This window comes from Dactylosporangium sp. McL0621 (assembly GCF_049995355.1).
In the GTDB taxonomy this organism is placed as follows: domain Bacteria; phylum Actinomycetota; class Actinomycetes; order Mycobacteriales; family Micromonosporaceae; genus Dactylosporangium.
The window spans coordinates 9,118,414-9,141,420 of the sequence record NZ_CP188259.1; the positions used below are offsets into that span (position 1 = coordinate 9,118,414).

Annotated in this window: 22 protein-coding genes and 3 pseudogenes; 8 read left to right on the forward strand and 17 right to left on the reverse strand. The window is 69.4% G+C overall.

Annotated features, from left to right (window positions below; all coding sequences use genetic code 11):
• Positions 1–102 precede the first annotated feature (102 nt).
• Positions 103–822 carry a hypothetical protein gene (locus ACPPVO_RS43290; protein ID WP_426504366.1) on the forward strand — a complete coding sequence of 240 codons (720 nt, stop codon included), beginning with the start codon at positions 103–105 and terminating at the stop codon, positions 820–822.
• A complete protein-coding gene (locus ACPPVO_RS43295) occupies positions 819–1,127 on the forward strand; it encodes a hypothetical protein (protein ID WP_426504367.1) in 309 nt (102 codons plus the stop codon). The genes ACPPVO_RS43290 and ACPPVO_RS43295 overlap by 4 nt, the downstream gene beginning before the upstream one ends.
• Positions 1,128–1,273: 146 nt before the next feature.
• Here ACPPVO_RS43295 and ACPPVO_RS43300 read toward each other — a convergent pair whose 3' ends face one another.
• Positions 1,274–2,671: an IS1380 family transposase gene (locus tag ACPPVO_RS43300; protein WP_426503679.1), complete on the reverse strand. Its 1,398-nt coding sequence runs from the start codon at positions 2,669–2,671 to the stop codon at positions 1,274–1,276.
• A gap of 254 nt (positions 2,672–2,925) precedes the next feature.
• On the opposite strand from ACPPVO_RS43300, the gene ACPPVO_RS43305 reads away from it, so the two are divergent.
• Positions 2,926–3,357 (forward strand): NAD(P)/FAD-dependent oxidoreductase, encoded by a 432-nt coding sequence (locus tag ACPPVO_RS43305; protein ID WP_426514803.1) that lies wholly within the window; start codon positions 2,926–2,928, stop codon positions 3,355–3,357.
• A 149-nt stretch (positions 3,358–3,506) separates the two neighbouring features.
• Here ACPPVO_RS43305 and ACPPVO_RS43310 read toward each other — a convergent pair whose 3' ends face one another.
• The 5 genes and pseudogenes from ACPPVO_RS43310 to ACPPVO_RS43330 all read right to left on the reverse strand — a co-directional run bounded on the left by ACPPVO_RS43310 (position 3,507) and on the right by ACPPVO_RS43330 (position 5,823).
• Entirely contained in the window at positions 3,507–4,031 is a 525-nt protein-coding gene (locus ACPPVO_RS43310; RefSeq protein WP_426514940.1) for a hypothetical protein, read from the reverse strand.
• A gap of 76 nt (positions 4,032–4,107) precedes the next feature.
• Positions 4,108–4,299 (reverse strand): annotated as a pseudogene (locus tag ACPPVO_RS43315) (FAD-dependent monooxygenase); the annotation flags it as partial.
• Positions 4,287–4,574 (reverse strand): annotated as a pseudogene (locus ACPPVO_RS43320) (fumarylacetoacetate hydrolase family protein); the annotation flags it as partial. The pseudogenes ACPPVO_RS43315 and ACPPVO_RS43320, both read right to left, overlap by 13 nt.
• 26 nt (positions 4,575–4,600) lie before the next feature.
• The gene (locus ACPPVO_RS43325) at positions 4,601–4,798 is read right to left on the reverse strand and encodes a hypothetical protein (protein WP_426504368.1); all 198 of its coding nucleotides are present in this window, start codon (positions 4,796–4,798) and stop codon (positions 4,601–4,603) included.
• Positions 4,795–5,823: a VOC family protein gene (locus ACPPVO_RS43330; RefSeq protein WP_426504369.1), complete on the reverse strand. Its 1,029-nt coding sequence runs from the start codon at positions 5,821–5,823 to the stop codon at positions 4,795–4,797. Before ACPPVO_RS43330 ends, ACPPVO_RS43325 begins: the two co-directional genes overlap by 4 nt.
• Positions 5,824–6,155: 332 nt before the next feature.
• Between ACPPVO_RS43330 and ACPPVO_RS43335 the strand changes: the two genes are divergently transcribed.
• On the forward strand, positions 6,156–9,116 hold the full coding sequence (locus tag ACPPVO_RS43335; RefSeq protein WP_426504370.1) for an AAA family ATPase: 2,961 nt from the start codon (positions 6,156–6,158) through the stop codon (positions 9,114–9,116).
• Here ACPPVO_RS43335 and ACPPVO_RS43340 read toward each other — a convergent pair.
• Positions 9,113–9,499, reverse strand: a complete 387-nt coding sequence (locus ACPPVO_RS43340; protein ID WP_426504371.1) for a hypothetical protein — start codon at positions 9,497–9,499, stop codon at positions 9,113–9,115. The genes ACPPVO_RS43335 and ACPPVO_RS43340 overlap by 4 nt on opposite strands.
• Positions 9,500–9,872: 373 nt before the next feature.
• Between ACPPVO_RS43340 and ACPPVO_RS43345 the strand changes: the two genes are divergently transcribed.
• The gene (locus ACPPVO_RS43345) at positions 9,873–10,628 is read left to right on the forward strand and encodes an adenylate kinase (RefSeq protein WP_426504372.1); all 756 of its coding nucleotides are present in this window, start codon (positions 9,873–9,875) and stop codon (positions 10,626–10,628) included.
• Positions 10,629–10,747: 119 nt separating this feature from the next.
• Here ACPPVO_RS43345 and ACPPVO_RS43350 read toward each other — a convergent pair whose 3' ends face one another.
• The 9 genes and pseudogenes from ACPPVO_RS43350 to ACPPVO_RS43390 form a co-directional block, all read right to left on the reverse strand.
• Positions 10,748–10,990, reverse strand: coding sequence for a hypothetical protein (locus ACPPVO_RS43350; RefSeq protein WP_426504373.1), 243 nt, complete (start codon positions 10,988–10,990; stop codon positions 10,748–10,750).
• Between the two features lie 47 nt (positions 10,991–11,037).
• Positions 11,038–11,415, reverse strand: coding sequence for a Wadjet anti-phage system protein JetD domain-containing protein (locus ACPPVO_RS43355; protein ID WP_426514804.1), 378 nt, complete (start codon positions 11,413–11,415; stop codon positions 11,038–11,040).
• 314 nt (positions 11,416–11,729) lie between these two features.
• On the reverse strand, positions 11,730–12,233 hold the full coding sequence (locus ACPPVO_RS43360; protein WP_426504374.1) for a hypothetical protein: 504 nt from the start codon (positions 12,231–12,233) through the stop codon (positions 11,730–11,732).
• Between the two features lie 684 nt (positions 12,234–12,917).
• Positions 12,918–13,618 (reverse strand): annotated as a pseudogene (locus tag ACPPVO_RS43365) (ISL3 family transposase); the annotation flags it as partial.
• Between the two features lie 360 nt (positions 13,619–13,978).
• Positions 13,979–14,221, reverse strand: a complete 243-nt coding sequence (locus ACPPVO_RS43370; RefSeq protein WP_426504375.1) for a DUF2630 family protein — start codon at positions 14,219–14,221, stop codon at positions 13,979–13,981.
• On the reverse strand, positions 14,218–14,838 hold the full coding sequence (locus ACPPVO_RS43375) for a pyridoxamine 5'-phosphate oxidase family protein (protein ID WP_426504376.1): 621 nt from the start codon (positions 14,836–14,838) through the stop codon (positions 14,218–14,220). Before ACPPVO_RS43375 ends, ACPPVO_RS43370 begins: the two co-directional genes overlap by 4 nt.
• Before the next feature lie 67 nt (positions 14,839–14,905).
• Positions 14,906–15,769, reverse strand: a complete 864-nt coding sequence (locus ACPPVO_RS43380) for an alpha/beta fold hydrolase (RefSeq protein ID WP_426504377.1) — start codon at positions 15,767–15,769, stop codon at positions 14,906–14,908.
• Between the two features lie 18 nt (positions 15,770–15,787).
• Positions 15,788–16,507: an alpha/beta fold hydrolase gene (locus ACPPVO_RS43385; RefSeq protein ID WP_426504378.1), complete on the reverse strand. Its 720-nt coding sequence runs from the start codon at positions 16,505–16,507 to the stop codon at positions 15,788–15,790.
• Positions 16,508–16,664: 157 nt separating this feature from the next.
• Complete coding sequence (locus ACPPVO_RS43390) at positions 16,665–19,832, reverse strand: ATP-binding protein (protein WP_426504379.1); 3,168 nt, start codon at positions 19,830–19,832, stop codon at positions 16,665–16,667.
• Positions 19,833–20,132: 300 nt separating this feature from the next.
• Here ACPPVO_RS43390 and ACPPVO_RS43395 point away from each other — a divergent pair, with 300 nt between their 5' ends.
• Positions 20,133–20,930, forward strand: coding sequence for an alpha/beta hydrolase (locus ACPPVO_RS43395; protein WP_426504380.1), 798 nt, complete (start codon positions 20,133–20,135; stop codon positions 20,928–20,930).
• A gap of 241 nt (positions 20,931–21,171) precedes the next feature.
• Here the strand turns inward: ACPPVO_RS43395 and ACPPVO_RS43400 are convergent, their stop codons facing one another.
• Complete coding sequence (locus ACPPVO_RS43400; protein ID WP_426514941.1) at positions 21,172–21,609, reverse strand: hypothetical protein; 438 nt, start codon at positions 21,607–21,609, stop codon at positions 21,172–21,174.
• Between ACPPVO_RS43400 and ACPPVO_RS43405 the strand changes: the two genes are divergently transcribed.
• Together ACPPVO_RS43405 and ACPPVO_RS43410 are read left to right on the forward strand one after the other, a co-directional pair.
• The gene (locus ACPPVO_RS43405) at positions 21,566–21,946 is read left to right on the forward strand and encodes a transposase (RefSeq protein ID WP_426514805.1); all 381 of its coding nucleotides are present in this window, start codon (positions 21,566–21,568) and stop codon (positions 21,944–21,946) included. The genes ACPPVO_RS43400 and ACPPVO_RS43405 overlap by 44 nt on opposite strands.
• A 231-nt stretch (positions 21,947–22,177) precedes the next feature.
• Positions 22,178–22,765: a hypothetical protein gene (locus ACPPVO_RS43410; RefSeq protein ID WP_426504381.1), complete on the forward strand. Its 588-nt coding sequence runs from the start codon at positions 22,178–22,180 to the stop codon at positions 22,763–22,765.
• Positions 22,766–23,007 lie beyond the last annotated feature (242 nt).

Here is a 23,007-nt window from a genome sequence, read left to right on the forward strand (position 1 = left end):
ACCAGCAGACGCTCGACCGGCTGCGGCAGGCGTTGGATCGGCGGTTCGGCGCCGACTACCGGATCCGCACCGAACTCGCCGCCGGCCCGGCCCTGTCGACGCTTGGCAGCGCTGCGCGACCGCGGCGAGCAGGTCGCGGTCGTCATCGCGCAGCTGCGGCCGCCGGACATGACCGGTGAGGCGTTCCTGGCCCGAGCGCACGAGCTGCACCCGTTCGCCCGGCGGGCGCTATTGGCCCCGATGTTCGACCGCCCAGCGGAACAGGCGATCTTCCGCGGAATGGCGCTCGACCGGGTCGACATGATCCTCGTCACGCCGTGGGACCCCGCCGAGCACTGGCTGTACCCCCGCATCGGCCTGCTGCTCGACGACTGGGTCCAGACGTTCGAACCGCCCGGCGTCACCGCGATGCAGATCGTCGCCGAACCCGGCACACCCCGGACCCACCAACTTCGCGACCTGCTGCACCGCAACCTCGTGCCGTTCCGATCGTTCCCGCCCGACTCGCCGCAAGGCCGGCGGCTGCTCGCGTCCGCCGGCCCCGAGGCGCACCGGCTGCCGGTCTGCGTGTACTTCGACGGCCGCATCCAGACCGACCCGTCCATCCCGCAGATCGCCGAAGCGCTCGGGTTCCATCACCGGCCCGAAGCCGGCCACTACGACATGACCATCATCGGAGCCGGCCCGCCGGCCTGTCCGCCGGCCTGTCCGCCGGCCTGTCCGCCGGCCTGTCCGCCGCCCTGTCCAGCGCCTCCGAAGGCCTGCGCACCCTGCTCATCGAGCCGCACACCGTCGGCGGCCAGGCCGGCACCACCTCAATGATCCGCAACTACCTCGGCTTCCCCCTCGGCATCAGCGGCCGAACCCTCACCACGCTGGCCCGCGGCCAAGCCCTGCTCTTCGGCGCCGAACTGGTCTTCGACCGCGCCACCGGACTGCGTACCCACGACACACAGCACCTCGTCCGGCTGGCCCACGGCAATGAGACACCAGGTACGCCGTCGTACTCAGCATCGGCGTGCGGTAGCGCCGGCTGGACGCCCCCGGCGTCGAAGGCCTGCTCGGCGCCGGCGTCTTCTACCGCGCCGCCCTGTGCGAGGCAGAAGCCGTCAGGGGCCAACCGCTAGCCTCGGTCTTTCGCCACCAGTCGATCATGGTGGTTGAGAGCGTTTGTTGATCGTTGTGCGGGCCGGTCGGGCGGATGGGTATGGTGGCGGCCCGGCGCGTTGGCCGGGTTCCTCCGTGCGGTGTTGGGCGGGTTGTGGTGCCGGTGTCAGCCGATCGGGCGGGGTAGCGCGGTGAGACGGGTGAACGCGGTGGCCAGATCTGTTGCCCAGGGCCAGGTTTCGGCGATCCGGAGTCGGGTCTGCCGGGCGGTGCGGGTGAGCCGGGCGGCGGTGTGCAGGAGTCGGTAGCGCAGTTTCTTGGGTTCCGCGGTGGCGAGTTCGCCGTGCAGGAGGAGGTGCTGGGTCCAGGCGAGCAGGTCGATGCCGGTGAGGGCGAGTTCGAGCCAGACCTGGTTGATTGCGAAGACGCGGGATGGGAACCGGCCGAAGCCGGTGTCCTTGCCGGTGCGGATGCGGTCCTCGACGCGGGCGTGGGCGCGGTGGCGGGCTTCCAGGAACTGGATGCTGCCGTCGCCGGCGGGGGTGTCGGTGGCCATGGCCTGGTGGCGGAGGCCTTCGATGGTGTCGAACAGCGACAACTGGGCGCCGGGGTGCGGCCGTTCCCGGCGCACGATGAACCGGGTCCCGGCCGGGTAGCCATCGGCGGGGACCAGGCCGGTGAGCTCGCAGATCTCGGCGCCTTCACGCAGGTCGCCGTCGGTGTCGATCGCGGGGACCCAGGCGGTTGCCTGGCGGATCGCGGCCCGGATCGGTTCGGTGATCGCCACGCCGACGGAGAACCGGGTGTCGATCCCGTGCTGGCGCAGGGCGCGGATGTGGGTCAGGAAGCCCTGGGTGCAGCCGGCTGAGTCCGACCGGATCAGGATCGGGGTGCCGTGCCGGTGCGCGTCCGGGATCTGCTGCAGGGCCCGGTCCAGAACGACGATGTGATCGGCGGTGGTGTTCGACCCGGCCCGGCCTTCCCGCAACAGGCCCGACAGCGCCTCCCGGGTCCCGTCCAGAAAGCACAGCAAGGGATGGAACCCGAACGTCTTCTTCCACGTCCGGGTCGCGGATTCCTTCTCCGAGTGGCAGATCACGATCGTGGCGTCCACGTCGAGGATCAGACCAGGCACCGGCTGTCCCGCGGCCGTGGAGGCCGGTAGCCCCGTGCGGGTCTCGGATGCCTGCGCCCAGGCCAGTTCCCGCGCCCCGGCCCTGGCCTCGCGCAGCCGAGCCAACGCCGCCTCGTCCACATCGGACAGCACCCGCCACGCGGTCGGATCCGACGCCACAGCCCCGAACAGGGCCGGCTCGTTGCGCAGCACCGCAAGATCGGCGATCGTCGCGCCGCCGTCGGCGAGGAGCACTGCGAGGTCGACCGCGACCCGGCCCGGGTCATGCCCGGACTCCCGCACCCGCAACGAGGCAAGCGCATCACTGAATCCGGTGGTCAACCCGGTCGCATCGGCCAGATCGGCCAGCAACCGGGCACCGGCATGCCCGACGACACCCCGACCGTCGGCACTGACCACGATCTTGGGACGTAACCCGGTAACCTTCACCTTGAGAGTGCCCCCTGCAGCGGGATGGATAAGACCCTAGACAAGTCCTATCTTCCCAGATCAGAGGGCACTTTCGCGTTCCCAGCACCACCTCGCGGCCATCCCTTAATGAACGCGCCAGGCTAGCCGTCGTCGGCGCCGGCAACTCCGCCGGCCAGGCCGCCGTCCACTTCGCCCAGTTCGCCGACCAGGTCGCCCTCGTGGCCCGCGGAGGCTCGCTGGAGGCCACCATGTAGAAGTACCTGATCCGACAGATCGCCACCCGGCCCAACATCATCGTGCGCACCGACTCCGAGGTCGTCCGGGCGGCCGGAGGCGGGCAACTGCAGCAGCTCACCCTACGCAACGCCGCAACCCGGCGTACCGAAGAGATCGCCGCGGCGGCGCTGTTCATCCTCATCGGCGCCCGGCCGGACACCGACTGGCTACCCACCGCCCTCGCCCGCGACGCGGCCGGTTACCTGCTCACCGGCACCGACCTCAAACCAGACCTGCAACCACGAGCCGACCAGTCGCCGACCCGCCGCCCGCTCCCTATGGAGACCAGCATCCCGGGCGTCTTCGCTGCCGGCGACATCCGCCCCGGAGCCACCAAACGCGCCGCCGCGGCCGTCGGCGAAGGTGCGGCCGCCGTCCAGTTGGCCCACCAGTACCTTGCCATCGTTCCCGGAGACCCGCCCCGTTGACCGTCCCGCCACGCACGAAACGATCGATCAGTCAGAGCCGCCCGCGACCGGTCAGGCCGTGATCTCGGCCGGATCTCCACGGAGCGTCGATCGAGATCGTCCAGACGGCCGCGCGACATCAACGCCACCCTGCGCCGGCGGCTCACGGGTCATACGCCGACGGTCCAGGGCAGGCGGAGTACCTCGGACCGGGTGGTCACAGCGGCGATGACCCGGTCGGGGCGCACGACGACGGTCAGTGTCGGATCGTCGACCAGGGCCCGCAGGCCGCCACCGGGGCCGTTGAGGTGGACGGTGAGCCAGCCCGTGTCCGTCGGCGTGGCGGCGTCGGCGGATGCGTCGCCGACGACTCGTATCGGGAGGATGCCCTGGGCGCGGCACGCGTCGAGCAGGTGCGGCTCGGGGCACCGTCCGGTGACCACCGCAGTCTGTCCACCTAGGGCGTCGTCCAACCTGGCCTGGCTGCTGCCCATGGCGCACGTCGGGTTCGGGATCAGGCCGCCGGGGCGCAGCCGCCCGGGTACCCGCGACAGAGCAGAAGTGCGTTGCAGGGCACCAGTGCGCAGCCGTGGCGTCACAGTGGAGCCGACCAGTTCCTGGACCCGGGTGCTGCGCATGACGGCGCCGAGCGCGAGTTTGCGGATAGCCGCGGCTCGGTCCTGCCCTCCGGTCATCGCAGCCGACCAGGACGGCCCTGCGTATCAAGGCCTTGACGTGTGGGCCGCGCTCGGTCTGGTAGGTGGCCAGCAGATCCGGATCGGCCCGCCCAGTGAGCACGTGCGCGATCTTCCAGGCGAGGTTGTCGGCGTCGCGCAGCCCGGCGCCCAGGCCCTGGCCGATGAAGGGCGGGGTGAGGTGGGCTGCGTCGCCGAGCAGGGACACCCGCCCGACCTGGAGTCGGGTCGCCAGGCGGGCGCGGAAGGTGTAGGTGGTGCTGCGCACGATGTCGAGGCCGGCGAGGTGCTGACATCATTGGTCACCACCAGGCCGGCCACGTACCGCGGCAGGTCCGCCTCGGTGACCACGGTGCCCACCGGCAGGTCGCGGCCGATGACCAGGCCCAGCTCGACCTCGTAGTCCAGGAAACCGACGCCGTCCGGGCGGAGGATGTCCCCAGTCGGGCCGGTGATGGAGTGGGAGGACTTGCGGAAGAACGTCGGCGGTACCCGATCGGGGTCCAGGCCAGAGTCCCTGGCGTGCGAGCGGTAGTTCACCATCTGCGCGACGACCCGCGCCGGCGCGGTCACGGGACTGAGCAGATCCAGCGATCCGCCGGTACCGCCCGGTGGGGCGCGGCATCGGCGGCGGCGATGGCCGCGTCCAGGGCCGCCCGGTCGGCCAGCAACTGCCCCGTGGTGGTGGCGGCCAGGTCGAGCCGGACCAGGCCGGCGGGCGTCAGCAGCCACCAGCCGTCCGCGGTACGCCCGATATTCGTGCTCATGACGACATCGCCTTGATCAGGCCGCGCAGCGTACCCAGGTTCACGTCGTTCCCCTTGTCCGTCAGCGCCTTCACCGCGTCGAGGACCACGGCCGGGTTGTTGGTACCGGTGAACTTCGCCGTCGCCCTGGGCCCCCACTGGGACAGTCCGCTGACCGACAGCGGTGCCCAGCCCGGCTCCAGCGTGCAGTCGAAGACGTCCCCGTCGGTGTAGTGCTCGAACATCAACCGGTCGGGGTCACGCCAGTAATCGAAAATCTGGCTGCCCTGGATGTGCCGGCCGATCCCCCACGCCTGCCGGTACCCGCGATCGCGCAGGAACTCCCCGCCGGCCGCCACCTCGTCCAGATCCGCCAACTGGTAGGCCGAGTGCAGGTAGCCGGTGAATGGCTGCAACGCCATCGCCAGGATGTGGTGGTCGCACGGGACGCCGCCCTGGTCGCACCGGATGAATGCCATCACCGGCCCCCGCTCGCGCTGCCCGTCCAGGTGCAGGAAGTCGCTGACGATCATCCCCAGCGTCTCCAGGTACCAGTCCAGCGCCGCCCGGAACCGGGTGGTCGCGAGCACCACGTGACCCAGCCGCTCGATCGCGGCCGGCTGCCGGGCGGGGCGCTGGGTGCTGTTGGCGCGAACCGGACGGGGACCGAAATTGAGCGCCAGCGGTTCCCGTTCCGGCAGGGCGGGCAGCTCAGCGACGCCGTGCACCACCCGGACCGGGAACCCGCTCGGGTCGGTCAACTCGACCGCATACCCTCCCCCGTGCGCGGTGACCGTGCTGCCCGTGACGCGGGCCAGCCGGTCGAGGTCCGCCCGGGCGTCGGTGGCAAACCTGGGCCCGATGAAGCGGGAGCCGGTGCCGCGACGCACCACCAGACCCGGCGTACCGGCCCACCGGCCGCGCAGCAGCAGTGCCGCCGCCGTGCGGTCGGCAGCCGTGAACCCGAAGTCGAGCAGGAACCGCTCCGCCTGTGCCAGGTTCGGCTTCTCGAACTCCAACCAGGCCAGGCCAGCAACCTTGACCACGGGGTTCGCCGACCGCCCGGGGTGCTCCCCGGGCAAGGGCCCTGTCTCGCTGTGCAACGAACTATGCGGATCCATGCCGGCGCAGTCCCCGTCGCCTACGTCGTCGTCAGCGAAGACGTCGACCCGGCCGAACTCATCGACCGACCGGCATGCCCCGGCAGGAGATCACGGCCGTGTGCGGCGGCTTACGGCCTTCCAGGCAGGATGCAAGGGGGCTTCATGATGCACCGCTGACCTGGCCGGCTTGATAAAGACCCGGCTACGCTTTGGTACGTAGGCGGGCAGATAGTGTCGCTGAGGCCGCGGCCGCAGAACCTGGAGATCCTCGCACGGTGACCGTTGGAGACTCTTCGTGGCCAGAACATCAGAGTCTTCGCAGACGTGATCAGGCCGGGCAGCCGGTGGAGTCACGGTCTGTTGTCGCTCTGGTCGGGCGCACGGACGAGCTGGAGCTGATCGACTCGCTGCTTGGCGGCCAGAGTCGAATCGGCCGGAGCCTGCTGCTACGCGGCGATCCGGGTGTGGGCAAGACCGCGCTGCTGGACGCGGCGGCGGTGCGGGCCGAGGCGGTCGGGATGCGAGTGCTGCGCGTCTCCGGGGCGGAGTTCGAGGCCGAGATCGAGTTCTCGGCGCTGCACCAGCTCCTCGACCCGCTGCGCGAGCACGCCGATCGGCTCGCCGGCCACCATCGCGACGCCCTCCAGCGGGTCTTCGACCTCGCGCCGGGATCGTCGCCGGACCCGCTGGTCATCACGGCCGTACTGGCGCTGCTTCGCGAGGTCGCCGCCGAGTGTCCCGTGTTGATGATTGCCGACGACGTGGAGTGGATCGACCGCGCCAGCGCGACGGTGCTGGGGTTCGCCGCCCGCCGCTTTGGCGACGACCGGGTCTCCTTCCTGGCCGCCGCGCGCGCCGGTGCCGGTGGCTTCGTCGCTCAGGTTCGGCTGCCGGAATGGGAACTCCGGCCGCTGGCCGAGGAGCCGGCTACGATGCTGCTGGATGCCGCATGGCCCGGGCTGGCCCCAGCGGTACGACGGCGAGTGCTGGCCGAGGCTGCCGGCAATCCGTTGGTACTGCGGGAGTTGCCCGCAGCGCTGACCGAGCGGCAGCGCCGCGGGCAGGAGCCGCTACCCACGCTTCTGCCCCTGAACAGGCGGCTGCAGGCGAGACTTGCCAGCGAGATGCAGCCATTGCCCCCGTCGACCCGCCGGCTGCTGCTGCTTGCCGCGCTGGAGCCGGACGCTAGCCTGGCCGTCCTTCGGACTGCGGCGCAGGGCCATGCGGACATTGACGATCTCGCCCCAGCTCAGGAGGTGGAGCTGATGCGCGTGGACGCGGTCACGGGCGGCGTATCGTTTAGCCATCCGCTGATCCGCTCGGCGATCGTGCAGAACTCCTCGCCGGGCGAACGCCGAGCCGCGCACCAGGCCCTCGCGGACGCTTTGGCTCACGAGCCGACGCTGCGCGCGTGGCACCTGGCCGGGGCCGCGACCGGACCGGACGAGGCGGTGGCCCGGGCGCTGGAGGAGGCGGCCCTGTCCGCCTGGTGGCGTCGCAACCCGCCGCACGCCGAGGCCCGGGGGGGTCAGGAGGGGGCCATCTCCGCGCGGCGGCGCAGGGGCACGTCCGCCGTGGTGGCAGCGCTGATGCGGGCCGCTGAACTCAGCCCGCACCCGGCTGTCCGGTCCCGCCGACTGGTCGACGCCGCCGTGTTCGCCAACATCACCGGTCAACTGGACCAGGTGCCCCGGTTGTTGGCCGATGCCGGACAGGCATCGGACACGCGAAGCGGGGTGGTCTTCGCCGTAACGGCCTACCTCCTCAGCAATAGCGAGGGCGATCTCGACTCCGCCCACCGGCTGCTGGTCCGGGCGTTCGACGAAGTCACCGATACCGCGGAGGCTACCGACCAGGAAGCCAACGCGATCCTGTACGCGCTGATGGTTGTGGGCATCTATGCCGCCCGGCCAGAGCCGTGGGAGCTGTTGAAGTCCGCACTGGACAGGTTCGACCCGGAGGCGGTGACGCCGTTTCGGCTGTGCCTCGACGCGTTCACCGACCCCGCCCGCACGTCCGACGCTGTGCGGGACGGCCTCGCGCGCGCCTTCGCGAGCCTGCCCGCCCACGCGCCGCCCTGGCAGGTTGTCCCTTTGGCCTTCGCGGCCGCTGCCGTTGACGCCGTGTCCGACTACCGGCACCTGTTCCGCGAGATGATCGACCGGGAACGCGCCGACGGTGTGATCATCACGGTCGTTGTCGGGTTGCTGATGCTCTGTGTCGACGCCTACGTCCGCGGACACTGGGACGAGGCCGAGGAACTGGCACGTGAGGGGCTGGACCTGGCAGCGGCCCACGGCTACAGACTTCTTTGTGGTCAGCTTCGGTTCGAACTGGCACGTATCGCGGCCCACCGCGGCAACTTGGAACTCGCGCAGACCCTGATCGATGAGATCTCCACCTGGGCGGCACCCCGCGGCATCGGGATAACGAATGCGTGCATCCGGCACCTGCGCGCGATCAACGCCTTGGCCCAGGGCGACTACGAGGAAGCGTATATCCAGGCGGCCCAGATCGACCCGCCCGGCGCCATGACTCCCGGCGTTCCCGGCCGATGGGCTGTGCTTGACCTGGTCGAGGCGGCCGTGCGTAGTGGGCGCGCCCACGAGGCCCGTGCTCACGTCGCCGCCGCCCAGCAGGTCGGCAACGCGCGCATCTCCCCCAACACCGCCCTGATCACCGCCGGGGCCGCGGCCTTGGCCGCCGACGACGACGAAGCCGGTGCACTGTTCGATGCAGCCCTTGCCCTGCCCGCGGCCGCCCGCTGCCCGTTCGTGCAGGCCCGCATTCAACTCGCCTATGGAGAACGGCTGCGCCGCAACCGCGACACCGCCCGCGCCCGCCTGTACCTGCGCGCCGCCCTCGACACCTTAGACGGGCTCGGCGCCCAACCATGGTTGCGGCGGGCCCGACACGAGCTCCGTGCCACCGGGCTGGCCGACACGACCCGGCCCGACACGCAGACGGTCAGCCTGACCGCACAGGAACGGCAGATCGCTGAACTGGCCGCCACCGGCCTGACCAACAAGCAGATCGCCCAACGGCTGTTCCTGTCCCACCGCACCGTGGGCGCCCACCTGCACCGGCTGTTTCCCAAGTTGGGCATCACCTCACGCTCGGCCCTGCGCGACGCGCTGGCGACGATCACACCCGACGAGAACGGCCGGGCCCCACAGCCCGGGTCCCACGCCGAGGATCACGACGGCCAACGATCCAGTTCGGCAAGGCACCGCTAAACACCGCGGAATGGTTTGCCCGAACTGCCGACGACCAGTGACCGGGCTTCGGAATTGCTCGTCCAGGCCCGGGAGCGTGGCCGACGCGGTGCGTGTGTGCGTAGCAGGGCGGTGAACTGGCGCTGCAGCTCCCGCTCTTCTGTGTTGAGGGCCTGGATACGTTGACCCAGGTGGCGCAGCGTGTAGACGGCGGCGACATCGGTTGGCGTGGTGGTGGGCGGGGCGGCGCAGTGGCGGATCAACGCCGTGTTGGACAGGCTGGTCAGGGTCTCGTGTAGCGCCGCCTCGGCGGTGACGATGACGGCCTTGAGCTGGTTGATCGCCTGGGTGCGGGACTTGACCGCGGAGGCTCTGGCCAGTCGGAACATGTGCAGCATATCCACCGGGCCATCGCTGGTCTTGGCTGTGGTGTCGGCCGCCCGGACAGCACCGCCACCGCGGCCGCCACGGCGTCGACGGTGTCGGTCTTGCCGTGGCGGCGCCGTGCCGCGCGGTCGGGGCGGTTGACCTCGATAATCGTCGCCGGTCTGTGGCCATAGGTGCATGGTGTGACCGGGCATCGGCCCCGGCGCATGTGTCACGTGACTGCATCGGCAGCAGCATTGCCGGCAGCTCCGGATCATCCGCTAGACGTCCGTCCCGGATGACCCCCGGGGGTGTGGTCATGTGACCCATGCCGTGCCCCGGTCGCGCCAAGCAGCATTCAGATCGCGCACCGAACCGGTCCGCGACGAACGACTGCGAGGAGACGACCCCATGCGGCTGCTGCTGATCGCCCCACCCGGAGCCGGGAAGGGAACCCAGGGTTCCCGCATCGCTGCCCACTTCGGTATTCCACACATCGCCATCGGCGACCTGTTTCGCAGCCACGTCGCCCGAGGCACCGACCTCGGCCGCGCCGTGAAGCGCTACCTGGACTGCGGGTCCCTGGTACCGGACGAGATCGTGCTGGAGATGGTCCGGGAGGAGTTCATCGCGGCGAAGGCCGCCGGTGTCGGCTACGTCCTCGATGGTTACCCGAGGACGTCCGCGCAGGCGGAGACGTTGTCCCGGATGGCGGCGGAGCTCGGGATGGCCCCCGACGTCGCGCTGCACCTGCGGGCCGACGACGATGAGGTGGTACGGCGGCTGCTCGCCCGAGCCGTGACCGAGCACCGCCAGGACGACACCGAACCCGTGATCCGCCGGCGGCTGGCGCTCTACCACCAGGTGACGAGCCCGGTCCTGGACCGATACGCCCAGCACGGCATCCTGCTCTGCGTCGACGGGATGCGCACCCCCGACGAGGTCACCACAACAGTCCTCGATGCACTCGAGGTCGTCGAGGCAACGCCGAGCATCGACCGCGTCCTGGCGGAGCCGGTGGACACCGAGGACGAGGCGATGCAGTTCGACCCCGCCGGACTCATCGGGATGGCAGCGCTGCCCAGCAGGCCCCGGACGACGCCGCGGCTGGTCCGTGCCTCGATGCGCGTGGCGGCGTCACGCGACGCGGTCAGAGTCTCGACGTGACCTGCGGGAGCGCGCGGGGTCGAAATTTTTTCGGAGCGTTGACAGTTGAGTCGCAGCACTGCGGTGTGGCATCAAGGACTTGCCGAAGCGGTCCCGGCCCACGTGCAACGTACATCTCATCATCGACCACCGGACGTCGTTCCGGCGCTGCGCATGCCGCGGTCACGGATGCCGAAATTCACGCCGTAGGTGTTCAGCCAGCGCACCGCCGACGGCACATTTGGTGAGAGCGGAGCCACATAGCGGGCAGGTGCCGCCAGCAGGCCCACTGTGAACAGCAGCCGGTTCTGGGTTCCGGCCGGTTCGGTGACTTTGCCCGGAGCGACTCGGCTCGGCAGCACGGGCAACCCGGCGGGAACCACGCACCGACCATACCCACGGGGGTATAAATCGGCAGGGCCGAAAGACCTCAGCCGGTGGGCGTGCCAGCCGCGGGTGGAAGGCCGTTGTTCATCGCCGCGCGGACGGTGGAGAAGCGGATCCGTTCCTGCTCCAGGCGTATGGAGGGGCCGAGGACGTCCTCCACGAGTTCGCGGTACAGGTCCGCTTCGGGGTCGTCGAGTGCGGGAAGGTGCGCGGAGGCGGGCGCCGGCTCGCGTACCCATTGGGTTTGGTGCGCCAGGAGGGTGGCCCGGTCCATGAGCATGGACCGGGTCGCGGGAAACAGTTGGCGGAGGCGGCTGAGGATGGCGAAGCCGTGGGTGTCGATGTCGCCCCAGTAGATCAGTTGTTCGGTGAGCCAGCGGAGCGGCTGCAGCGTTGACAGGGCGTAGCCGCCGCCGAAGATGACGACGCTGGCGCTGCAGCACCATGATCTGGTGTCGCAGGGCGAGGATCTCGATGTCCTTGGCCCGGTCGCTCGTCGGCAGCAGCCGGAGCATCGCGAACATGTTCGTCACCCCGATATACGCCAATCGCAGCAGCACGACCGACGATCATCGCTAGCGACCGCCGCTGTCCCATCCGCCATGGCCGTCAGACCCAAGATCGCGGGATCCTCAGCGAGCAGGCTCCTCACCAGGCCGGATGGCATTCTCGGCAAGCGCACCCGGCGAACGTCGTGATCCGGACCTGACGCTCACCGGGGCCGGCAACGACTGCTCAGACGAACCTGAACCAGTCGAGGTCGAGCACGTCTGCGGTGTCGTCCGCGTTCATCACGGCGGTGATGGATCTGGTCCCCGCCGGCAAGTTGCCGACGTTGAACGAGATCTCCTTGTAGGTTCGCCAGTCGCCGGTGCCCAGCAGGTCGGGCGCGGGGATGACCGGGGCCGGTCGCCGAACCCACGTGGACCTATGGTTTTCGTGGGAACCGCCGCTCTGGTAGCCGTCGGCGTTGACGCCCGGCGTTGCGGCCTCACCGTCCGGTGAGAAGGTGGCGGCGGACCTTACCGCTGGGGTCGGCGCAGAGCTGGCCAGCACGTGCGGTGAACATGTCCGGGTCGAGGGTGGCGAGGGCGCTCGGCCGGCCGGATCACCGTCGATGAGCAACTCGCCGATGGTGCGCACGATCGGGCCGGCGCGGCGCCGCGCGCCGAGGCCCTCGATCAGCGGGAGGAGCTGCACGAGCAGGGCGGCGTGGCCAACCGTGAGCCGGGCCTGCACCGCGGTGGTGGCCTGTTGACGGACGGGGTCGACCGGATCGTTGAGGCGCAGCAGCAGGAACGGCAGGGCGAACAGCTCGTCGCTGCTGGCCAGCCACCGGATACCGGCCTCACGCAGGTATCCGGACCGGTCGAAGGTCAGCAGCGCCGCGACCGCGGCGGCATGCCGGCCGTAGCCCTCGGTCAGCGCGGCGACCGGTCCGGTAGCGACGAGAGGCGCCGTTCGCGGACCGCTGCCGCTACCGACCTTCGCCGACCGGCGGACCCGTCAGACGGTCTACGCGCTGCCGACGATCGACTGCAACGGCAGGCTCGCCGATCAGGCCATCGTCCGGGTGATGGCTGGAAGCCCGGCACTCGGTACACCATCCAGAGCACGGTGGCCTGCTGCTCGTCGACGCCAACCCTCGAGGCGTCTTCACGGTCACCCGGCAGGGTCACCTGTACATTCCAGCCGTCGTCCGGCGCCGTTGCGCGATCTCGCCAGCCGATCGGTTGCTTATCGCCGCGGAGCCGGCTGAGCGGCGCCTGGTGATCCATCCGCCGGCCGCCATCGACGTGATGGTCGCCGATCGGCACCGCGCTGTGCTGGGCGGTGACGGCACATGACTGCCGCACGTGCCGACATCGACGCCGCCCTGCTGCTGCTTGACCGCCTCGGCGTCTCCCCTGCCGACCTGCACCAAGCCGCACGGGACCGTCGGAAGACACCTACGTTCGCGACCGCGTCGGGGAGTTCTTCGGCAGTTGCGGACTTGAAGCCGGTGAACCCGTCCATCGCGACGACCTCCACACCCTCACGCCAGGTGTCGTCCTGGTCGGCGAGCCAGGTCTTGAAAGCCTGCTTGGAGCGGCCCTCGACCATGTCCAGCAGCCGCGCGGGTCCGGTGCCGTCACGGATGCCGGTCAGGTCGATATGATCACGGTGACGTACTTGTCGCCGCGCCCGGTGTGGCGCCACACGTGCTCGTCGACCTCGACCACCTTGACGCCGTCGAAGCGGTGCTCGTCATCGATCAGGACGCGTCGGCCTTCGGCCAACACTGCGTTGTTGGCGGTGTCCCAGGCGTCGTCGAGGCCTTCGGCGATCCGGGCGACGCTCAGGTGTTGGACCACGATCGCTTCCAGCGCCCATCGCAGCCCGTGACGCGACAACTTCGCCCGCGGTTCGGCCGCCTTCGACGTGTCTTGTCGCCACACGTGACCACAGTCGCTGCATCGGTAGCGGCGAACGACGACCTCCAGCATCATCGGTCGCCAGCCGAGCGGTTCGTGCGCGAGACGGCGGATCACCGTGTCGCGCGGTGCGCCTTCGCAGCCACAGCGCCGGCACCACTGATCGGGCTCAAGGACGCGGCACAAGAGGACAGCGCGGTCGGGCTCGAGCCAGGCCAGTCTGGGCAGCGCCGTGTCCATGGCGGCCAGTTCGGTCCGCATCTCCTCGCGGAGCTGGTCGATGAACGCGGTCGGGTCCAGCGGCTTGCGCTGCGCGGGGTAGTGCGCGGCGCGGAGCGCCTCCTACCCGCGGGCGAGGCAGGCTCGGCCCGCGGCGCCGGGTGACCGCGTCGAAGAGAAGCCAGCGGAGTTGACGGGGGGAGTGGCACACCGAGGCCGACGTCCAGGCGTCGTTGGTGACCACGCTGGCGGTCGAGGGATGGCGGATCCGGTCGGTGGTCAACACCGCGACCAAAGAGCATGGCAGCGACCTGATCGACTCCCGTGACGCATGCACCTTCCCGTCACGTTCTACTGCCAGTAGCGCTCGACCACGGACGCAGACCGGGGTAGGGCCTCTTCTGCGTCGCCCCCGAACTCGCGCTTCGCGCGACGCTGGCGGAGCAAGTCCCAGCACTGGTCGAGCTCGATCTCGACAGCTTGCAGCTCGTCGTGTTCGGGTCGTTCGTGCACAGACGCGACTCGGTGACCTCGGAGCTCGTGCTCACGTTCGACCAAGGCGGCGATCCTGCCCAGGATGGTGTCGTCGTTCACTGGTCCTCACTCGGGTTGAGACGGTTCTTCGTCGCGAGGTTCTCGACGCGGCGCCGCAGCGGCTCCAGGACAGGCCCGAGCTCCTCCGCCGAGTACCGCGGAGTGATGTGCGCAGGGCAGTTCCAGTCGAACGCCGTCACCTCGACGCGCACCTCGCGCTCGACGATCGCCCGGTAGCCCGGGACCGCCAGCGGACCTGGGTACGGTCCTGCCTGGCGCACGTCGCTGATCCTTGCGACGCCATAGACCTTCAGGCGCTGTTGCCGGGCGTAGTCCATGAAGATCATGGACACCCGAGGGTCGTGCCCCAGGTTGCCTGTGCTGATGTACTGACGATTGCCTCGGTAGTCGGCCCAAGCAAGGGTGTGCTCATCGGGGGAGCTCACGAATCCGGGTGGGCCCCCACGGAACTGGACGTAGGGCCAGCCGCTCTCGGAGACCGTCGCCAGGTAGAACCCGTCCCGCTCGGCGACGAATTCGCGTTCGGCGCTGCCCAGCGGGTCGTGGAACGGGCCAGGTCCATGGTTCAGTCGCTCGATGGCAGTACGGCTTCCGTACTCGACCTGGGCGTCCAACACGGGCTCCGTGAAGGCGATCTTGTGATAGCTGCGGCTCATTGTTGCCCCTCCTCAGGCCGCCGGCGCGATCAGCGCCGGCGGCCCGATGGCTCGTGGTGTGCTTCGCCTATCCGGTCGGGGTTGACCGGTCGGCCTTGACGATCAGGGCTTCGACGGCTTTGGGACTGGTGACCATGGGGAGGTGCCCGGACTTGACCTCGGTGATCGCTGCGCCCGCGTGCTCGGCCATCGAGCGCTGCAAGGCGACCGGGACGATATGGTCCTCGGTCCCGAGCAGGTAGTAGCTCGGCAGTGACTTCCACGCCGGGGCCCCGGACGCGGCCGTGAGCGCGCTGAGGGTGACGGGCCGCTGAGCCGCGGCCATCGCCTTCGCATCGCCCACCGGGATTCCATTGGCGATCGCACTCGGGAAGACGTCCTGCTTGAGGTAGAGGTCCACGTCGCCCTCCGCGGCGCCCGGGTAGCGGACGAAGTCGAAGAGGTCAGCGGGGTCGAGCTGATGCTCAGAGTCGAGCAGACCGAGGATGCTGTCCCCCTCGTCGGGAACGAACGCGTTGACGTATACGAGCGCCTCCACATCGTCGTTCGACCTGGCGGCGTTCGTGATGACCGCTCCGCCGTACGAATGACCGACCAGGAGCACTGGTCCGGTGGTCCGGTCACGCAGGAACGCGGCGAGGTACTCCGAGTCCTCGCGCAGTCCGCGCAGGGGGGTCGAGGGCGCGAGGACCTGGTAGCCCCGGTCCTGCAGTCCACGGATGACCTTGGACCATCCCGAGGAGTCCGCCCAGGCGCCGTGGACGAGAACGATCGTGGGCTTGGGCTTGCTCGAGGCCGATGCCGACGTGGCGGACGCGCGAGTGTCCGCGCTGCTGATCAACTGGGTGGCGAGGACGCTGGTGATGACCAGCATGCCGACGAGTGCCGGCAACGCGACCCTGCGCAGGTGCCGTGATGGGAAGATCTTCATGTCTGCTCCTTGGACCTGTCAGACTGCGGGGGACGCGAGGGCTTCTCGAATGACTCCGACGACCTCACCCGGGTGGGCGTGCATGACCAGGTGGGAGGAGTCGACCTCGGTGACCTTCATCTGGGCGCGCTCGTAGCCGAACCGCTCGACGTCGGGGTTGATGGCGAGATCGGCGGAGGCGACGACTCCCCAGGCGGGCTTGGTCTTCCACGCGGCTGCGCTGGCCGGCTCGGCGAAAGCGGCGCCGGCGAGAGGTCGTTGTGAGACGGCCAGGACCCGGGTCAGGGCGGGGTCCACGTCGGCGGCGAAGATCTCGGGGAAGCGGGCGACGTCCACGGAGACGTCGATGCCGGGCTCGTCGGACCCCTCGACCGGGAACGGGGTGTAGACGAGTGCCTCGGCCAGGGGCGAAGCGGGGAAGCGGGCCTGCAGCTCGCCGAGGCTCTCTCCCTCGTCCAGGACGTACCCGGCGAGGTAGACCAGTCCGACGACGTTCTCCTCGATACCGGCCACGGTGATCACCGCGCCGCCGTAGGAGTGTCCGACGAGGAGGACGGGGCCGTCGATCTGGCGTACGACGGAGGCGATGTACGCGGCGTCACTGGCCAGGCCGCGGTTCGGTACGGCCGGGGCCAGCACCGGGATGTTCTCCGTGAGCAGGTCCGGGATGACGCGGCCGAAGCTGGAGGCGTCGGCAAAGGCCCCGTGGACTAGGACCACGGTGGGTGTGTCAGACATGGCTTCTCCTTGGGTGGCCGCCGTCAGCGGCCGTGGACGGGATGGGTTTCATCGCCGCCGACGCTAAGGAGGGGCTGTGGAGAATAAGTGACCAATGTGTTCACGCGGTGCAGTCGCAGAAATCAAGTCGCGACGACAGGGACCACGTCCATGCCAGTCACGCCGGACCCGCACCTACATCGGCCATGAACTCCTCGGCGCGACGCGCGAACAGGTGCGCCTCACGGGAGGTCGCCAGGTCTCTGGCTGCCTCGGCGGCGGCCTTGACCACCGCGCCCGGCTGTCCCTGGGCCTGGAGAAGTCGTGCCCGGATGAGCAGGATCAGGCCCTCGGCGTATCGCTGGCCGACAGCATCGATGGCCTGCTCGGCCAGCCCCAGGCTGGCCGCAGCCTGCTCCACCGCTCCCTCGGCCAACCGCAGCTCTGCGAGGAGGCCGTACCACGTGGCGATGCTCATGCGTGGGGGGTCGATGAGGTGGCGGCGAATGAGCTCCTCCAGCTCGGTGGCGGCGCCACCGGGGTCGTGACCGGTCATGCCCAAGGCCCAGAGGCGGGCCAGGCGCTGGTACACGCCGAAGAACCCGAAGGAGAGATCCGGATCCGCGGCGATGCCCTTGCGGGTCACGGCCACGACCCAGTCCGGGTCCCCGACGACCGATGCGGTCCTTGCCGAGTGCCCGGCCCAGATAGTGATCTTGTAGGGGTCCTCACCAGCCATGGACTCCAGCTTGTCGAGCAGGGCCCGGGCCCCCACGACGTCGCCGTACGCTGCGGTCGTCTCGGCGAGCATCCCGAGTGCGGACAGCTGCTGGTTGTACCAAACGAGGTCGTCGGCGCGCTTGGCCGGAACGATGAGCTGGCCGGGGTTGGCTTCGGTCAGGTAGCGGAGGCCTTCTCCGACGCGACCGGCGCTCACCTCCTGGAGCCCCCACGCCTGCAGGCCGAGTGCCCGGACGACGGGGATGGAGGAGGTGCTGCCCTCGTCGAGCAGCCGCCTGGCCAGGCTCCCCGCGCGCGCGTACTGGGTCCCGAAGGCGAACGCCATCCACCGCGAGTACAGGAGAACGGTGGCCTCCTCCTGGCGTCCCATGCTGAAGGCCAGGCCCTCGGCACGTTCTTGGAGCTCGATCACGGCGCTGCTGGTGGGCGAGCTCATCTGCACGACCGAGATGAGCTCCGAGAGCGCGGCGAGCTCCAGCTCTGCCAGGCCGGCCGTCCGCGCAACCTGGATGGCAGATCGGAGCTGCCGTTCGGCAGTCCCGAGGGCCGTCTTGACCGCTGCACGCCGACCCGCTCGCATCAGTGCGGCCACCGTTCGCGCCGGTTCCCCGAGCGGGCCTGCCGCCCACAGGTGGAAGGCGAGCCGCTCGACGACGGAGTCGTCCACCAGGCCGCCGTCCAGCGTGTCAGCGATACGCAGATGGTTGGCGGCGGCCCGTTGTGGCGCGATGGCGGCGGAGACGGACTCCCTGACCAGGTCGTGGGCGAAGCGCAGCGAGAAGGGATCACCCGGTGCCGGCCCGAGCAGACCGAGTCCTTCCACCGCTTCCAGCCGGCCCAGGCACGTGTGGATGTCGAGATCGGCGGCGCGGGCGAGCAGCCCGAGGTCTACGTCCCGACCGATGAGCGCAGCGAGCTGGAGCAGCTCCTTGGCGTGCTCGTCCAGGCTCGACACGAGGTCGAGGACGATGTCTCGCACAGTCGCGGGGACTCCTGGCTGGGCTGCCGCTGCTTCGGTGAGCTCGCCGCCGTCGGACAGGAAGCGGGACAGCTCTTGGATGAAGAGCGGGTTGCCGGCGGTCCGGTTCAGCACGCTGCGAGCAGCGGCGTCGGAGGGCCGGTGGCCGGTCTCGCGGCGTACCAGCTCGACGACCTCGCTCAGGACGAGCGGGCCGAGCAGGATGCGCCGGTGGTGGGGCAGTCGGCTCATCGCGGCGAGCATTTTCGCCAGCTCGGCACTCGGCACGGGCGCGCGGTCCCTGAGGGCGCCGAGGACCAGAGTGCGCCTGGGCTGCCGTGACGCCAGGTGCCCCAGCAGCTGCAGCGAGACCGGCTCGGCCCACTGGAGGTCATCGATGACCAGCACTACAGGCCGCAGCGCGGAGGCGTTATCGAGGAGAGTCAGCACCTGCTCGAAGAGCCGGAACTGTGCGCTGCTCTCCAGATCCGTCTTCGCCGGGGCCGCGTCGTCGCGGGGTGTCATGAGACGACCGAGCTCACCGGCGAGCCAATCGTCCCGGTCTGCGGGCGTGAGACGACCGAGCACTGTGTCCACGACCTGGATCCACGGCCACATCGACGGAGCGCCGTCGCCCTCCAGGCAGGAGCCCCAGACCACGATTGCGTTGCGCTCGGCGGCCTCGGTCGCGGTCTCCTCCAGGAGCCGTGTCTTGCCCGCGCCGGGCTCACCCTCGACGAGGACGAGCCCGGTGTCACCGGCAGCTGCGTCCGCGAACGCCGCCCGCAGAACGGCGAGCTCGTCGACACGGCCCACCATGTTGCGGGGCGTCGGTGCTGAGGCTTCGGCGGGCGGGGCAGCTCGGCCGGGCCCGTCACCGGAGGTGTCGTCGGAGGCAACCCGCGTGTCCGCCCGCGTCAGGTTCTGCCTGAGGACCCGCCGATGAGCTGAGTCCAGTGCGTGGCCGGGGTCGATGCCGAGCTCTTCCGCGAGCCGAGTTCGCACCTCGGTGAAGACCGCCAGAGCGGCCGCCTGCTGACCAGCGGCACCCAGGGCGGTGACGAGACTCGCTTGAACGGGTTCGTGAAACGGTGCCATCCCGGCCGCCAGCTGGAGCGGCGGCAGCACTCGTTCGGGCTCTCCCAGCGTCACCGCCAGCTCTGCTGCCGCAACACACGCCTCGAAGAACTCGTCGTTCAGTACCGCGAAGATCGCGGTTGCCGCAGGACCATGGACCATGCCGTCGCCAGCGGGGCCCTCCCACAGCCCCAGAGCCTCGAGGTAGAGCTCCAGGGCCACGTCGCCACGGCGCTCCTCCAGCTGGACCCGGGCCGATGCCACCAGGCTCCGAAAGTCGACCAGGTCCAGTGCGCCAGGCCCAGCTGCACACAGATACCCACTTCCGCGTCTCAGGATGTACGAACCCGACTTGCGATGGAGGAGGGCGGGCTCGAGCAGACGCCGGAGGGCCCCGACGTACTTGTGGGTGGCGTTGAGGGCACTGGCGGGTGCATCCTCCCCCCAAATCAGGCCGACCAGCTCGTCAATGCTGATGGGTCGCCCCTCCCGGGCGAGGAGCAGGGCGAGCAGATATGCCTGTTGGCGCGGGCCGGCGCTCAGCTCGACACCGTCGCGCCAGATCCGCATCGGTCCCAGGATGTGCAGGCGGATAGCGGCTGCGTCCTGCGACCGGTGCTCGACCGACGCGGCCGCGAACCGCTGTCGTGTATTCACGGCCGCCTACCCCCAGGATCTTCAAGCACCAGGACGTCGTCACCGCGATCCATCGAGCGGCACGGCCCGCGGAAAGCCAAGCGTAGGGCCATCCTCGGCGAGGGGCATCCACGATCTCTCCACTTGTCGTCCAGTGCGGGTTCCTAGGTTCCTGGTCTGAGCGCATTCGGTTCCGAGTCGCGCCCCCCGATCGTAGCCAGCGAGGTCGAGCCCATGACTACCTCCGTCGTCTTCATCCACGGCTTGTGGATACACTCCGTGTCCTGGAACCCGTGGCAGGAGCTCTTCGAAAGGCACGGCTACCGCACCTTTGCGCCCGGCTGGCCAGGTGACGGAGAGACCGTCGCGGACACCAGGTCCCACCCCGAGCGGGTCGCCGGGCTCGGTGTCCAGGAGGTCACTGCCTTCTACACCCAGGTCGTCGGGGTCCTCGACGAGGCGCCGATCGTGGTCGGCCACTCGTTCGGGGGCCTGATCGCGCAGAAGCTGCTGGACCATGGCCTGGCCGCGGCGGCCGTGTGCATCTCGCCCGCGCCGATCAAGGGCATCCGCGCCGTGCCGTTCAGCCTGCTGCGCTCGAGCTTCCCGGTGCTGAAGAACCCTGCCAACAGGAGCAAGGCTGTGGCCCTGACGGCGCGTCAGTTCGCCTACTCCTTCGGCAACGCGATCTCTCCAGAGGAGTCCACCGAGCTGCACCGCGATCTCACGATCCCCTCCCCAGGACGCCCGCTGTTCGAAGCGTCCACCGCCAACCTGCGCAGGAGCTCGCCGACCGCCGTCGACACCCAGCGCAGCGAACGGGGACCGCTGCTGCTGATCGCCAACGGGAAGGACCACACCGTGCCGGCCGTCGTGGTGCGAGGGGCACACAGGCTCTACGCCCGCGGAGGCTCGCCCGCCGACCTCCGGACCTACGAGGACCGCGGTCACAGTGCACCGTTCGACCACGGCTGGCGCGAGCTCGCGGACGACACGCTCGCGTGGCTCGACGGTCACGCTCTGAGGCCATGACGGTGGCCGGCGGCTCCCCGGGGCCGGGCTGACCGCGGAGCAGTTCGACCTGCCTGGCGACGTACGGCGAACGTGAGCAGGTCCACGAAGGACAGGTGTTGTTCAGGCCGAAGGACCGCCGCTACGACCTGTTCCTTGTCGGTCGGCGGCGATCGACTTCGTCCGCGACGCCACCATGAACGAGCCGGACCGGGTCGTCTACACGCGGGATGCGGGCGACTTCACGGTGAGCTGAGCCTGCTCACGGGCCGTACTCGAGGATGAGCACGTCCGGTGACCCGCGGCTTCTCCGTACCTCGAGCCCGTCAACTTCTTCCGTGTACAACGGCACGGGCGACCCGTTATCTGAATCTGGTCGGTCGAACGGGGTCTGCTGCCCAGCTGCGGCGGGCTGGTCGGTCGTGGTGGGGTTGGCCAGCGTCACGGTGATGGGCGTGTCCGTGCAGCCTTCGGCGTACTGCTCCAGCGCCGTCTTCTCATCCGGGTCGATGCTCAACGCCCACCGCGTTTTGACGGCAACCCACTCCTCGATATACCGGCACAGGGCACCTGCGTAGGGAGGGATCCATTCGCCGGGTTGCCTGTCGCCCTTGGCTTGGAAGCCGACGGTGGCGGATGGCAAGGCGCGACTGTCAGTGTTGTTCCGGCGGGCGGACTGCCGCGCCTGCACCGTCCGCAAGCAGTGCACGGGAAACGTTGATGGCAAAGGCCGGCACCTGCTTCTGCTGCCCGAGCCGCTGCATGAACTCCAGACTCGCGCTCGAGCGCAACAGCAGACTCCCGAGTGGAAACGGCGTTACGGCCTGCGCGCCGGATGCGAGGCCACCGTCTCAGAAACCGTCCATGCACACGGTTTACGCCACTGCCGATACCGTGGGCTCGCGAAGACTCACGTCCGACACGTCCTCACCGCCGCCGGCACCAACATTGTCCGACTCGCTCAACACCGGACCGACCAACGGCGACGACCACGAAGCGGTTTACAACAGCTGTTCCACGCTATGACCGACGACTGACATCCAAGATCACCAACAGCATCAGGGAACTTGTGCCAGAGCCAGTTTTCAGGCGGCGTCGACATTCGCCCCTCGGCGGGCAGCGCGGAGCGGTGACTGGCGCTACCATGCGTCGGACATCACATATTGGCAGACTTAAAAGCCTGCCAGTGCTGGCCAGCGGGATGTCAACAAGCACAACACGTTCCTGTCCGTTACGAGTGCCTGGAGTACGTGTTGAAACATTTCCGCATGAGAACGCTTGTATATCCTCTCGCGGCAGCGGCTGCCCTGCTCGTCGCACTTGCGGTGCCCACCCCCGCCATGGCCGCGCCAGCAAATCGCTACACGAGCCAGGCCCTGTCCGCGGGCGTGAGCCGTGTTCAGGCCGATGGTTTGCAGCAAAAGATCAACGACTATCTTGCGGCTCATGGAGGCCGCCAGGTGGCCGCAAACAAGGTCGAATTTCCCGGTGGCGTGTACACCGCCACGGTGCCTGGTGAGCTGAGCGTGCGCGACCTGTCGGTCAAGGCGATGGCAGCCAACCCGCCCAGCGATCATTGCCTCGGCCAGGGTCAGTACGCCTATAACGGCTGGTTCTGCGCCTATCGCTCTGCCAACTTCCAGGGTGACGAGTTGCAGTGGTACAACTGCGGCCGGTACGGCATGCCGTGGGGCGGAACGGGCTCGTGGGTGAACAACCAGACGCAGGGGACGCCCGCATACCTGATTAATTCCAACCTCAGCGTCCTCGTGCAGAGCTTCGCGTATGACAGCCGGTCCTCGTACAACTGGACGCCGGTCTGGTACGTCGATGTCTGTTATGAGGGTCACCTATAAGATCCGCACGGCAAGACCGGGTGCTCGTCCCAGACGGGCACCTGGTCTATCAGCGGGGGAACTGGTCGACGGTCGCCGCTCTCAGCGTTCGAGCTGGTGCATCTGATCCTCCAGATGGTGTGCGGCGGGCATCCGTGTCGACACTGTGCCCGCGCACGGCGGTTCCAGGCCTGCCGCGCGACATTCGCCCCGGAACGGTCGCTCGCCGCCGGGGCGGGTTCGCCGGGGTGCGTGCGGGGTGG

Bases quoted from the DNA above. Each gene is read 5' to 3' on its own strand.
- ACPPVO_RS43325 (WP_426504368.1), bottom strand. From the start codon at position 4,798: ATGAGCACGAATATCGGGCGTACCGCGGACGGCTGGTGGCTGCTGACG.
- ACPPVO_RS43375 (WP_426504376.1), bottom strand. From the start codon at position 14,838: ATGAGCCGCAGCTATCACAAGATCGCCTTCACGGAGCCCGTGTTGGAC.
- ACPPVO_RS43410 (WP_426504381.1), top strand. From the start codon at position 22,178: ATGAGAACGCTTGTATATCCTCTCGCGGCAGCGGCTGCCCTGCTCGTC.
- ACPPVO_RS43295 (WP_426504367.1), top strand. From the start codon at position 819: ATGATCCGCAACTACCTCGGCTTCCCCCTCGGCATCAGCGGCCGAACC.
- ACPPVO_RS43385 (WP_426504378.1), bottom strand. From the start codon at position 16,507: ATGTCTGACACACCCACCGTGGTCCTAGTCCACGGGGCCTTTGCCGAC.
- ACPPVO_RS43390 (WP_426504379.1), bottom strand. From the start codon at position 19,832: ATGCGGATCTGGCGCGACGGTGTCGAGCTGAGCGCCGGCCCGCGCCAA.
- ACPPVO_RS43310 (WP_426514940.1), bottom strand. From the start codon at position 4,031: ATGACCGGAGGGCAGGACCGAGCCGCGGCTATCCGCAAACTCGCGCTC.
- ACPPVO_RS43395 (WP_426504380.1), top strand. From the start codon at position 20,133: ATGACTACCTCCGTCGTCTTCATCCACGGCTTGTGGATACACTCCGTG.
- ACPPVO_RS43345 (WP_426504372.1), top strand. From the start codon at position 9,873: ATGCGGCTGCTGCTGATCGCCCCACCCGGAGCCGGGAAGGGAACCCAG.
- ACPPVO_RS43380 (WP_426504377.1), bottom strand. From the start codon at position 15,769: ATGAAGATCTTCCCATCACGGCACCTGCGCAGGGTCGCGTTGCCGGCA.